Below are 12,081 nucleotides of genomic sequence, written 5' to 3' on the forward strand. Positions count from 1 at the left end.
TATATAATTAATGAAACAGAACAGGCTGTTTTTGGTAGTGACTGCACTTTTGGCCCTGCTCGCTTTTAGTTACTGGAAATATCCTGAAATTACCGTGCAGGTAAACCGGGCCTGCAGTATGCTGGCCTATAATGACGTGAAAGGCTTGCGCATGTATTTTACTGGCTGGGGGGATAATGCCGGTATCCTGGTGGCGCTTAGCATGTTTTTACAGGCCCTGTACCCTCCTCTGCCTAAAATAATGCCGCTTCTGGCGGCGAGGGATGTTTTTGGGTGGAATGGCATTGGCTATGCCTGGGCAGGAACGATAACTGCAGGTTTACTGGCCTTTATGATAGGGAGGGCTTATTTAAGCCCTCTTTTTAAAGCCTGGGTGCAAAATAAAAAAATAAGTTTAATTATGATATATCTTTTTGTAGCCACCAGATTTTTTGGTTTTTGGCCCGGGGATATAATGTATTTGCTTGCTGGAGTGACTGGCATAGACTGGAAGGATTATATAAAAGCCCTGCTGCTTTCGGAATGGCCTCTATTGTTGATTATTTTCTGTTATGGAGAAAATATTCCCCTGCTGTGCAGGGTTATTTTGTGGATAACAGCCGGGGCTTTTATAGCTGGTGGTTTTGTAAAAGCGGGCAGAATTGAAGAAAAAAGCCAGGAAAGAGAATATGTGTCTTTATAATGGGAAAGGCAGGAACACGTATGCAGAATAAAAAGTTTGGCCAGTTAGGGCTAAAAGTAGGCGTTGTATTTATACTGGTCTTGATTTATCTTTTCTTGGCTCCGGTAAGGGAAGCTGTCAACCATGCCGTAGCTGTTCTTTCCAAAGTAGACCTGGAAGGGGTTAAAGAATATATCCTTTCCTTCGGCATATGGGCGCCGGCAATATCTTTTATGCTCATGGTTCTGCAGTCGGTGGCCGCTCCCCTGCCGGCTTTCCTTATTACCTTTGCCAATGCCGGGCTTTTTGGATGGGTTAAAGGGGCGGTGCTTTCCTGGTCCAGTGCCATGGCAGGAGCAGCTCTATGTTTTGGCATTGCTCGCTGGTACGGGCGGGAAGTGGTAGAAAAGTTTACCACCAATAAGGCTTTGGCTGAGGTAGACATATTTTTTGAACGCTACGGCAGGTGGGCGGTTCTTATTGCCAGGCTTTTGCCTTTTGTCTCTTTCGATATTGTGAGCTATGCTGCCGGGCTTACCGGAATGGGATTCTGGCCTTTTATGTGGGCAACCGGCCTGGGACAGCTCCCGGCCACCCTCATATACTCCTATGTGGGGGACATGCTGGTGGGTAGTGCCAGAACTTTTGTCTTTGGCCTTTTAACCCTTTTTGCCTTGAGTGCGTTCATTTTTATGCTAAAACAGGTGTGGCAGGATAAAAAAGCGTGAAACGCGGGGACGGTTCTTTGTTTCACCATAAAATGGGAAAAGGGGCTCTGCTTTTATGCCGAGCCCCTTTTATTTTTAGTAGGCTATTTTTTCCTGGGATCCCCGATTTGTACAGGATTTTTGGGATCTTTAGACCACAGGAGCCAGCCGCCGTCATAAAGGGTTATCTTTTCCCAGCCCAGCATGTGGGCTACTATCCAGGCTACGGTTGCCCGCCAGCCAGTTCCGCAGTAAAAGCTGACCTCATTATCCCGCTTGATATCCCATTCGGCCCAGAGTTTTTCGATTTCGTAAGGATTGCGCAGGGTGCCATCAGGATCAAGGTATTCTTCCATATGGGAAGCATCGCTGCCCGCATGTCCCCAGACAGCGCCTTTAGGTTCTCCGGCTTTTTCTATATAGTCGTAGCCGCTGGTTTTGCCTATAAATTCATCCCAGCTCCTTATGCTGACCAGCCGGAAGTTGGGGTCTTTTTGTTTGGCCAGTACATCTTCCGGATAAGGAAGCGATAGTTCAGGCCGTGCCGGTATTTTGATACCAAAATCGGCAATCGGGGTAGGTTTGTTTTCTTTGGTTTCTGCTTTAAAACCGGCATCCTGCCAGGCTTTCATGCCGCCGTTTAACAGCCTTACATCCTTAACCCCAGCCCAGAGCAGGGCAAATACTACCCGGGAAGCTGCCGATACATCTTCAGAATAGACTACCACGGTAGTATCGGGGCTTATACCGAATTTCTCCAGAGATTTTTTTACTTTCTCGGGTGGACCCAAATTCCAGTCGGGATCAGTTTCTATGTTATCGGTATTAAAATGGAAGGAACCAGGTATGTGTCCTTTGTTGTATTCTTCCGACACTTCTCCCCAGGAGGCGTGCAAAATCACAAAGTTTTTCCCCTGATAGGTAGCAGGTTTTTCCCCTTTAATGAGCTTGTTTACCCATTCCGGATAGACAAGTATTTGATAATTGGGAAGCGATTCCATGGGCATGTCATTGTCTGCCCATTTTTTCAGCTCTTCAAATTTATAAACCTCTTTATAACCAAGAGCGGTAAGTTTTTCTGCCATTTTGTCTATCTCTTCTTTTTTACTGTGGTAAAGAACAATTTTTTTGTCTTTTTTAAGGCCTTTTTCCTCTAAAAGCCGGGGTAGGTCTTTGCCCTGGACTTCCTTGAGCCAGGATGATGTAAACTGCACGGCATTTTTGATGTGCCCTCCCCGGCTTATTCCTTCTGTCTGCCAGCCGTTGTAGGCCTCATCAGGCCTTAAGTCAACGATTACATAGTCGGGGTTGTCCAGATTGGATTTGAGCTCCTCGCTGCTGATGGTTTTGGCCTGTGCGGCTTGAGAAGGTGTAGTGGGTGCTTTTTTCCCGCAGCCGGCAGCAAGGGTAAGCACAAAGATAGCCAGGGTAAACAGGCTTAAAAATTTCTTCTTTTTAAACGCCAACATAAATTCCTCCTCCTTATTAAATTAGATGGGCAGAAAAAACTTACATTTATATTTTGCCTCAAATAACTGAATGTAATCAATATAATAATTTATTTTTGGAGAAAAGCAGGTGAAACAGAGAACCGGCAGACTGTGTGAGAATCTGCTCTTTTAATAACTTGGCTGTTTATTTTAAAAGCATTATTTTTATTATTGAAAAAGATATAAAAAATAGGCTGGCTTCTGCTATACCAGAGCCAGCCTCTCAATTATTTCCCTAACTCCCAGGATATTTATTACTCTTTTTAAGTTATAGGCCAGTAAATGCAGTTTATTCTCTGCATTTACAGAAACTAATCCCCTTGTCAGAAAATAACCATATCCCCATATCCGCTTTATTGTGCCGAATGGGTGCTCTACTATCATTTTCCTCTGTATATACAGTTGATTGTTTTCTTTGGTCCTTTTATCTACTACTTCTAACAATGACTGTGCTAAGTTGCGACTAACAGTCCTGCCATTTTTAGATTGGGTACATTTATCCCTTAAGCTGCATTGTTTGCATGCACGGCTATTTTTATATACCTGGTATTTTACTCCTTTTTCTTGCCGTATTTTGCTTGGATATAATGTCTCCCCTGCTGGACAGATGTAGATGTCTTTCTCTTTATCATATATAAATTTGTCAGGTTGAAATTCCGGGTCAGCTATATTGCCAGTAAATCTCTGCTTTGCTACATATGCTTCTATCTGATTTTTTTCACATTCAATTAAATCGCTGGTAGAATAATAGCCTTTATCCGCTAAAACTTTTATCGATTCCACTTCAAGTATTTCTTTGGCTTTTTTGGCCATGTTGCTCAGTTGCCCTTGATCTGAAGGATTATTTATTACTTCACTATCTACTACCAGCTTATGTTTATGGTCTACTGCTATTTGTACATTATAACTTACTTCCAAACCGTTATTGTTAACTGCCATTAAACGCGCATCTGGATCAACAGTTGATATCTCTGTCGCTCCTGTTTCTCTCATCTGCTCTTGCAAAGCCGTATATTTTTCTTTCCTCGCTTTTAACTCCTCTATTCGCTTCTGAATTTCTTCTGCGCTTGGAATATGGATATTAGCTTCTTCATGATCACTACTGTCTAATTCTTTTAAATAGTTTTCTATTTTTTCATCAATATATTTTAAATGCCTTTGTATTTTCTTCTGGTTAAAGTTGTTGTGCTTGGAATTGCTGGCCCTAAATTTGGAACCGTCAACAGCCAGTACCTCTTTCCCAAACAAGTCCCACTCTTTACATAATAGTGTGAACTGCTTGAATAAGGCTTTTATTGCTTCCGGATTGTCTTTCCTAAAATCAGCTATGGTCTTGAAATCTGGCTTTAGTTTGCGTAATAGCCAAATTACTTCAAGGTTTCTTTTTGCTTCATCTTCTAGTCTTCTGGAGGATCTGATTTTATTCAGGTATCCGTATAAGTATAATTTTAATAAGTCTCTGGGATCATATGATGGTCTGCCTTTTTGGTTGGGTATCGCTCTTTTGAAACCAAGCGCTTCCATATCTAAAGATTCTACAAATGCTTCTATCACTCTTACTGGATTGTCAGGTGTAATATAATCATCTATTGCTTCAGGAAACAGGGTGATAAGTTCCCGATTTTCTCCTTCTATGTATCCCATTTTCTCACCTCTCTATCACCCTGTATTCGACTTTTCTTGCATTAATCCCTCTTTCTGATGAAAGTTTTTTCACACAGTCTGACGGTTCTCTGTTTCACTTTAGTGAAACAGAGAACCGTCCCCTGTTTCACCTGCTTTTTTGTGTATCATTTTGTGACAAATATGATATAATAATTAAGCAATAGCTGTTTGTTTTTGAAGTTGGCGGGATAGATTTAACCCTGCGGGACATTTTTGTCCTGGCAGGAATAAAATATAGATGAGGTAGTTCTGGATGGAAAGGATTTTTACTATTCTGGAACGACTGGTGCCGGAAGCCAAGGAGATGCTGGAGATAAGATACCAGATTGTAAGGCATATAAAGCATAAGGCACCGGTAGGGAGAAGGCAGCTGGCCCGCGATCTGGGCTATACAGAAAGGGTTGTACGCCGGGAGATTGACATCCTGCGGGCCCGCGGGGCGGTAAGTATCCTGCCGGCAGGAATTGTTCTTACCGCGTATGGAGAAGAGCTTTTGCGGGAAATAGATGAGGTGATGCCGTTTTTATTTAATACCCAGTATCTTTCCAAACAGATTAAAAGCCTTTTTAATCTGGAAGAGGTGGTTATTGTCCCCGGTGATTCTTTCAGGGATTATGTAACCAAGAAGGATCTGGGGAGGGTAGCTGCCCGTTATCTGCAAAAGGCGCTTTACCCGGGGGCAGTGCTGGCTGTTACTGGAGGGACTACGCTGGCTGAGATGTCAGAAGCTGCAGGGTCTGATATCCTGTATCCTGATGTCCTGGTAGTTCCAGCCCGGGGGGGTCTGGGAGAAGAGATGGAACTGCAGGCTGGTACTATTGCTGCCAAGATAGCCAAAGCGATAGGTGCCCAGTATCGTCTGCTCCATATACCGGATAACCTGGAAGAGAATACGGCCGAAATCCTTAAGGAAGATGTGCATATAAAAGATGTGGTAGCCAGGATAAAGGCATGTGACATCCTGATACACGGCATAGGTTCAGCTATGGAGATGGCTGCCCGCCGCGGGCTTACGATGGAAGAGATAAGCCATCTGGAGGAAAAAAGAGCGGTAGGGGAAGCTCTGCGCTATTACCTGGATGGGGATGGGAATATTGTTTATGCCGTGCCAGGTATAGGCCTGGAATTGAGTGACCTTTTTCACATCAAGAAGGTTATAGCGGTAGCCGGGGGACAGAATAAGGCGGAAGCGATTGCTGCGGTTCTAAGACATGGCGGCCCCCGGGTTTTGATAACTGATGAAGGTGCTGCAGAGAAAATTGTGAGCATGATGAAGGGAAGGGATGTTTAAAGTGGCGGTTAAAGTGGCGATTAACGGCTTTGGGCGGATTGGACGCCTGGTAGGAAGGATTGCTCTGCAAAATAAAGATATTGAACTGGTAGCGGTAAATGATCTGGGCGATATAAAGGCAGCTGCCCATCTGTTCAAGTATGACTCGCTTTATGGAGCTTACCAGGGGGAAGTAAAGGTCGAAGACGATTATCTGGTAATTGATGGAAAAAAGATAAGGTATCTCAATGAAAAAGACCCGGCCAGGCTTCCCTGGAAAGAACTGGGAGTAGAGGTGGTGGTGGAGAGCACCGGGGTTTTCCGGAAGCGGGATAAGGCGGCCAAACATCTGGAAGCAGGGGCCAAAAAGGTTGTTATTACCGCTCCGGGAAAAGATGTTGACCTGACTATAGTTATGGGGGTAAATCACGAAGAGTACAGGCCGGAATACCAGGTGGTTTCCAATGCTTCCTGTACTACCAACTGTCTGGCACCGGTAGCCAAGGTTCTGCTCGACAAGTTTGGCATTAAAAAAGGACTCATGAATACTATCCATTCTTATACCAATGACCAGCGGGTGCTGGATCTGGAACATGATGACTTGAGGAGAGCAAGGGCGGCTGCTCTTTCTATGATTCCTACCACCACCGGGGCAGCTACTGCTGTAGGGCTGATAATACCTGAGCTTAAGGGCAAACTGGACGGTATGGCGGTAAGGGTGCCTACCCCGACAGTATCTATGGTTGATTTGACGGTGGAACTTGCTAAGCCGGCGACCAGAGAGGAACTAAACCAGGCTTTTAAGGAAGCAAGCGAAACTTACCTTAAAGGCATTCTGAAATATACGGAAGAACCGCTGGTTTCCAGCGACTACCGGGGAGAAAACCATTCTGCAGTAGTTGATGGGCTGCTTACCATGACCATGGGGGATAATATGGCCAAGATTATTGCCTGGTATGACAATGAATGGGGCTATTCTGCCCGGGTAGTGGATGTAGTTCTCTATATGGCTTCTAAAGGACTCTAATTTTAAAGGCTGGCATTAAAAATGGAGGTGCGCTTATGCGGGTTTTGCGGGAAGCTGATATCAGGGGCAAAAAGGTTTTGATGCGGGTAGATTTCAATGTGCCGATGAATGAAGATAATGAGATTATCGATGATACCAAAATAAGGGCAGCTCTGCCCACGATTGAATATATACTGGGGGAAGGGGCAGCCCTTATCCTGATGAGCCATCTGGGAAGGCCGAAAGGGAAAAGGGACGAAAAGTACAGCCTCAAGAAAGTGGCTCAGCGTTTGAGCCAGCTGGTTCTGGCTCCGGTTAAGATGGCTCCGGACTGTGTGGGAGAAGAAGTGGAGGCTCTGGCAGCTGACCTGGTGCCGGGCGAAATTCTGGTTCTGGAGAATGTGCGTTTTCATGCTGAGGAAGAGAAAAATGACCCGGAATTTGCCAGGAAACTGGCAGCTTTAGGCGATATATATATAAATGATGCTTTTGGTACTGCTCATAGAGCCCATGCTTCTACAGAAGGGGTGGCTCGTTTTATACCTGCCTATGCCGGGCTGCTTATGGAGAAGGAAGTAAATATGCTAAGGGCGGTTCTCGATTCCCCGCAAAGCCCGCGCATGGCAATACTGGGCGGGGCCAAGGTGGCAGATAAATTAGGGCTTATAAATAATCTTATGGAAAAAGTGGATATAATACTTATTGGAGGAGGCATGGCCAACACTTTCCTTAAGGCCCAGGGCAAGAATATCGGCAAATCCTTATGTGAAGATGAACTCCTGGAGGAAGCCAGAAGAATACTCAAAGAAGCGGAAAAAAGAGGGGTGGAATTCCTGCTGCCGGTAGATGCAGTGGTAGCTTCCAGGTTATCTGCCGATGCTGAATGCAAGGTAGTGGATGTGGATAATATTCCGGATGATATGATGATTCTTGATATAGGGCCGCAAACGGTGAAAAGGTTTGCCGAAGCGATAAAAAGGGCCCATACTATCGTATGGAATGGACCTTTAGGGGTTTATGAATATGAACAGTTTGCCAGCGGTACTTATGGAGTGGCCAAGGCAGTAGCCGAATCAGATGCAGTAAGCGTAATTGGCGGAGGAGATTCAGCCGCTGCAGTACAGAAGCTGGGCCTGGCAGATGCCATTACCCATATATCTACCGGAGGAGGGGCAACTCTGGAGTTTCTGGAGGGGCTGGAGCTTCCGGGGGTAGCTGTATGTGAAAGAGAAGACATTTCCGAAGTATATACTGTTTAGTCTGAGCAAATATTTACTTAAGAAAAGATATCTTTTCTTAAGTAAATATTTTTTATATACTCCATTTTATGAGCAGAGTCTAAAGCTTATGAAAGCGTGGTGGTTAAAATAAGAAAGCCTTTTTTGATTGCCAACTGGAAAATGCATAAAACTTTAAGGGAAGCAGAAGATTTTATAAATGATTTTCTGCCGCGGGTAAAGGACTTTAAAGCGGATATAGGCATATGCCCGCCTTTTACCAGCCTTTTTCTGCTTAAAAAGCTTCTTGCCTCTTCGGGGGTAAAGCTGGGAGCCCAGAATATGTTCTGGGAGGAAAAAGGGGCTTATACGGGAGAGGTATCCCCTTCTATGCTTGTTGATGCCGGATGTGAACTGGTTATAATCGGGCATTCGGAAAGAAGAAGCATTCTGGGGGAAACTGATGAGATGATAAACCGCAAGGTAAAGGCAGCTCTTGAGCATAATCTGCTGCCGGTTCTCTGTGTAGGGGAAACCCTGGCAGAAAGAAGGGAAGACCGGGCCAGGGAAGTGGTGGAAAGGCAGCTCAGGGAGGCTTTAAAAGGGGTAGAAAAGACCTGCAGCCTGGTTATAGCCTATGAACCGGTATGGGCCATCGGCACAGGAGTTAATGCGGATAAGGAAGATGCTGAAGAGATGGCCTCTTTTATCCGGGGGTTGCTTGCCCATATGTGGGATGAGGAAGTCTCCTCCCATGTGCGCATACTATATGGAGGAAGTGTAAAACCTGAAAATATAGCAGGTTTTATTAAGGAAGAGAATATCGACGGCGCCCTGGTAGGGGGAGCAAGCCTTGACCCTTATTCTTTTGCAGAAATAGTGAGGTTGAGTGTTTATGCGTAAAAAGCCTATGATGCTGGTTATTCTGGATGGATGGGGACATCGTGAAGAAAAAGAAGCCAATGCGGTTTATCTGGCTGATCCCCGCAATTTCGAATCCTTGTGGGAGAAGTATCCGCATACCCTGCTCAGGTGTTCGGGGCTTGATGTGGGATTGCCGGATGGCCAGATGGGAAATTCGGAAGTTGGGCATTTAAACATGGGAGCTGGAAGGATAGTTTATCAGGAAATAACCCGCATAACGAAAGCGATTGAGGATGAATCATTTTTTACTAACCCGCAGTTTTTAAAGGCGGCTGAATATGCCAGGGCGCATAATGGGGCTCTGCATTTGATGGGGCTTTTATCTGACGGCGGGGTACACAGCCATATTGAACATCTTTTTGCCCTCCTGCGTTTTGCTAAAATGCAGGACATAGACCGGGTATATGTACATGCCTTCCTGGACGGGCGGGATGTAGGCCCGCAGACAGCCGAAGAGTACATAGACAAACTGGTAAAAAAGATGCAGGCCATGGGGATAGGCCGAATTGCCACTATCGGCGGCCGGTTTTATGGTATGGATCGGGACAAGCGATGGGAAAGGGTAGAAAAAGCCTATGATGCCATGGTGCTGGGAGAAGGCTTGCAAGCTCCCAATCCTTATGCTGCCCTGCAGGCAAGTTATGAAAAAAGGGTTACTGATGAATTTGTGGAACCGACAGTGATAACTGATGAAAAAGGCCAGCCTGCAGGAACTGTTCAGGATGGTGACAGTATAATATTCTTCAATTTCAGAGCTGACCGGGCGCGGCAGATTACCCGGGCTTTTGTGGATAAGGACTTTAATGGGTTTAAGAGAAAAAAGCACCCCGAGGTTTATTTTGTCTGCATGACCCAGTATGACATAACCATAGAAGCTCCAGTAGCTTTCCCTCCGCAGGATTTGAGCAATACTTTGGGGGAAGTTTTATCGAAAAAAGGTTTAAGGCAGCTAAGGATTGCGGAAACCGAAAAATATGCCCATGTAACTTTCTTCTTTAACGGAGGGGTGGAAGAGCCTAATCCGGGAGAAGACCGCATACTTATTCCTTCTCCCAGGGTAGAAACCTATAACCTGAAGCCGGAAATGAGCGCTTATGAAGTTACCGAACGGGTAATAGAGGAGATAGATAAAGATATATATGATGTTATTATCCTTAATTATGCCAACCCGGATATGGTAGGGCACACCGGGGTTTTGGAGGCGGCTGTGAAGGCAGTGGAGGCGGTTGATGACTGTCTGGGCAAGGTGGTTAAAAAGGTTAGGGAAAAAGGAGGCAGCCTTATAATCACTGCTGACCACGGCAACTGTGAGTTGATGGTTTGTCCGGAAACCGGGCAGCCGTTTACAGCCCATACCTGTGAAAAAGTTCCTTTTATACTGGTAGATGATGATTATATAGGTTATAATTTGCAAGAGGAAGGGGCTTTGCGGGATATAGCACCTACTTTGCTGTATTTGATGGGAATAGATATACCGGAGGAGATGACGGGCAAGCCTCTTTTGCGGAAATAAAAAACCAACAGGAAAGGGGATTTAATATATGAGCATAATTGCTGATGTTTATGCGCGTGAAGTTCTGGATTCCCGGGGAAATCCTACGGTGGAAGTGGAAGTGATCCTGGAAGATGGCACTATGGGACGGGCTATTGTCCCTTCCGGCGCTTCTACAGGAGCTTATGAGGCGGTAGAGCTCAGGGATGGCGACAAGAGCAGGTATAATGGCAAAGGGGTGCTTAATGCCGTAGATAATGTAAATAATATTATTGCTCCGGAAATTATCGGCATGGATGCCACCAGACAGGCGGAGATTGACTCCCTTTTGCTGGAACTGGACGGCACTCCCAACAAATCGCACCTGGGAGCTAACGCTATATTAGGAGTATCACTGGCAGTAAGCAGAGCAGCTGCCAATTACCTGGGGCTTCCGCTTTATCAGTATATAGGCGGGGTTAATGCCAGGGAGCTTCCGGTTCCCATGATGAACATACTTAACGGCGGAAAACATGCGGATAATAATGTAGATATACAGGAATTTATGATTGTACCGGTAGGAGCGGAAACTTTTGCGGAAGCCCTGCGCATGGGTGTGGAAGTGTATCATGCCTTAAAGAAGGTATTGAGCAGCAAAAATCTGGCTACCTCTATCGGTGACGAAGGAGGCTTTGCCCCGGACCTTCCTTCCAATGAAGCAGCCCTGGAAGTGATTGTGGAAGCCATTAAAGCGGCAGGATACAAGCCGGGGGAAGATGTTTACCTGGCTATCGATGTGGCAGCCAGTGAGCTTTATCAGGATGGCAAATATGTTTTAAAGAGCACGGACCAGGTGCTTACTTCTTCAGAAATGGTTGATTTTTATGCTAAACTGGTAGAAAAATTCCCCATTATTTCCATAGAAGACGGGCTCTCTGAGGATGACTGGGCTGGCTGGAAGGAACTTACGGAAAGATTGGGGAGCAAAGTCCAGCTGGTAGGGGATGACCTGTTTGTAACCAATACGGAAAGGCTGTCCCGCGGCATCAGAGAGGGCATATGCAACAGCATCCTTATAAAGGTTAACCAGATTGGTACCCTGACGGAAACTCTGGAGACGATAGAAATGGCCAAAAGAGCAGGCTATACCTGCATAATTTCTCACCGTTCCGGAGAAACTGAAGATTCCACGATTGCAGACATAGCGGTAGCTGTTAATGCTGGACAGATAAAAACCGGGGCTCCGGCTCGTACTGACCGGGTAGCCAAGTATAATCAGCTTTTACGGATTGAGGAAGATCTGGATCTGGTAGCCAGATATCCGGGAATGAAAGCTTTTTACAATCTTTTCAAAAAAGCTTTGCAAGGTAAGTCTTGTTGGATTTTGTATACTTGTGCTAGAATATAGCTTGGCTTTGTAAAAGGTGATGGAGGTGAACACATGAAGATACTGGTTCTTATCCTGCAGATAATTTCTGCCTTGGCCCTTATAGCAGTAGTCCTCCTGCAGCCGGGCAAGAGCGCAGGCCTGTCTGGCAGCATAGCTGGAGGAAGTGAGGCTTTGTTCGGCAGCAAGGCCAAAACGGTAAATGAATTTTTAGAAAAGATTACTGGATGGGTAGCTGCGGTTTTTGTAATAACTACGCTTGCTTTAGCCCTGATTTAGGTCA

The 12,081-nt window shown here is 45.5% G+C and carries 11 protein-coding genes; 9 read left to right on the plus strand and 2 right to left on the minus strand.

What is annotated here, in order from left to right; all coding sequences use genetic code 11:
* Window positions 1-10: 10 nt before the first annotated feature.
* Together ACZ42E_RS00975 and ACZ42E_RS00980 are read left to right on the plus strand one after the other, a co-directional pair.
* Entirely contained in the window at window positions 11-682 is a 672-nt protein-coding gene (locus ACZ42E_RS00975; RefSeq protein WP_464892603.1) for a VTT domain-containing protein, read from the plus strand.
* Window positions 683-702: 20 nt separating this feature from the next.
* On the plus strand, window positions 703-1,389 hold the full coding sequence (locus ACZ42E_RS00980; RefSeq protein ID WP_464892604.1) for a TVP38/TMEM64 family protein: 687 nt from the start codon (window positions 703-705) through the stop codon (window positions 1,387-1,389).
* 83 nt (window positions 1,390-1,472) lie between these two features.
* Here ACZ42E_RS00980 and ACZ42E_RS00985 read toward each other — a convergent pair whose 3' ends face one another.
* Together ACZ42E_RS00985 and ACZ42E_RS00990 are read right to left on the minus strand one after the other, a co-directional pair.
* The gene (locus ACZ42E_RS00985) at window positions 1,473-2,837 is read right to left on the minus strand and encodes a rhodanese-like domain-containing protein (protein ID WP_464892605.1); all 1,365 of its coding nucleotides are present in this window, start codon (window positions 2,835-2,837) and stop codon (window positions 1,473-1,475) included.
* 225 nt (window positions 2,838-3,062) lie between these two features.
* Entirely contained in the window at window positions 3,063-4,502 is a 1,440-nt protein-coding gene (locus tag ACZ42E_RS00990; RefSeq protein WP_464892080.1) for an IS1182 family transposase, read from the minus strand.
* Window positions 4,503-4,776: 274 nt separating this feature from the next.
* On the opposite strand from ACZ42E_RS00990, the gene ACZ42E_RS00995 reads away from it, so the two are divergent.
* The 7 genes from ACZ42E_RS00995 (at window position 4,777) to secG (ending at window position 12,077) form a co-directional block, all read left to right on the plus strand.
* Window positions 4,777-5,814, plus strand: coding sequence for a sugar-binding transcriptional regulator (locus tag ACZ42E_RS00995; protein ID WP_464892606.1), 1,038 nt, complete (start codon window positions 4,777-4,779; stop codon window positions 5,812-5,814).
* Between the two features lies 1 nt (window position 5,815).
* Window positions 5,816-6,820 (plus strand): type I glyceraldehyde-3-phosphate dehydrogenase, encoded by a 1,005-nt coding sequence (gap, locus tag ACZ42E_RS01000; RefSeq protein WP_464893551.1) that lies wholly within the window; start codon window positions 5,816-5,818, stop codon window positions 6,818-6,820.
* A 35-nt stretch (window positions 6,821-6,855) separates the two neighbouring features.
* Window positions 6,856-8,058: a phosphoglycerate kinase gene (locus ACZ42E_RS01005; RefSeq protein ID WP_464892607.1), complete on the plus strand. Its 1,203-nt coding sequence runs from the start codon at window positions 6,856-6,858 to the stop codon at window positions 8,056-8,058.
* Window positions 8,059-8,154: 96 nt separating this feature from the next.
* Window positions 8,155-8,919, plus strand: coding sequence for a triose-phosphate isomerase (tpiA, locus tag ACZ42E_RS01010; RefSeq protein ID WP_464892608.1), 765 nt, complete (start codon window positions 8,155-8,157; stop codon window positions 8,917-8,919).
* Entirely contained in the window at window positions 8,912-10,453 is a 1,542-nt protein-coding gene (gene gpmI / locus ACZ42E_RS01015; protein ID WP_464892609.1) for a 2,3-bisphosphoglycerate-independent phosphoglycerate mutase, read from the plus strand. Before tpiA ends, gpmI begins: the two co-directional genes overlap by 8 nt.
* A gap of 28 nt (window positions 10,454-10,481) precedes the next feature.
* Window positions 10,482-11,819 carry a phosphopyruvate hydratase gene (gene eno / locus ACZ42E_RS01020; protein ID WP_464892610.1) on the plus strand — a complete coding sequence of 446 codons (1,338 nt, stop codon included), beginning with the start codon at window positions 10,482-10,484 and terminating at the stop codon, window positions 11,817-11,819.
* 33 nt (window positions 11,820-11,852) lie between these two features.
* Complete coding sequence (secG, locus tag ACZ42E_RS01025; protein ID WP_464892611.1) at window positions 11,853-12,077, plus strand: preprotein translocase subunit SecG; 225 nt, start codon at window positions 11,853-11,855, stop codon at window positions 12,075-12,077.
* Window positions 12,078-12,081 lie beyond the last annotated feature (4 nt).

It is taken from the genome of Thermosyntropha tengcongensis, assembly GCF_055381335.1.

What these genes read in the sequence shown, in the direction of transcription:
- ACZ42E_RS00975 (WP_464892603.1), top strand. Translation starts at nt 11, where the DNA reads ATGAAACAGAACAGGCTGTTTTTGGTAGTGACTGCACTTTTGGCCCTG.
- ACZ42E_RS00980 (WP_464892604.1), top strand. Translation starts at nt 703, where the DNA reads ATGCAGAATAAAAAGTTTGGCCAGTTAGGGCTAAAAGTAGGCGTTGTA.
- ACZ42E_RS00985 (WP_464892605.1), bottom strand. Translation starts at nt 2,837, where the DNA reads ATGTTGGCGTTTAAAAAGAAGAAATTTTTAAGCCTGTTTACCCTGGCT.
- ACZ42E_RS00990 (WP_464892080.1), bottom strand. Translation starts at nt 4,502, where the DNA reads ATGGGATACATAGAAGGAGAAAATCGGGAACTTATCACCCTGTTTCCT.
- ACZ42E_RS00995 (WP_464892606.1), top strand. Translation starts at nt 4,777, where the DNA reads ATGGAAAGGATTTTTACTATTCTGGAACGACTGGTGCCGGAAGCCAAG.
- ACZ42E_RS01005 (WP_464892607.1), top strand. Translation starts at nt 6,856, where the DNA reads ATGCGGGTTTTGCGGGAAGCTGATATCAGGGGCAAAAAGGTTTTGATG.
- gpmI (WP_464892609.1), top strand. Translation starts at nt 8,912, where the DNA reads ATGCGTAAAAAGCCTATGATGCTGGTTATTCTGGATGGATGGGGACAT.
- eno (WP_464892610.1), top strand. Translation starts at nt 10,482, where the DNA reads ATGAGCATAATTGCTGATGTTTATGCGCGTGAAGTTCTGGATTCCCGG.
- secG (WP_464892611.1), top strand. Translation starts at nt 11,853, where the DNA reads ATGAAGATACTGGTTCTTATCCTGCAGATAATTTCTGCCTTGGCCCTT.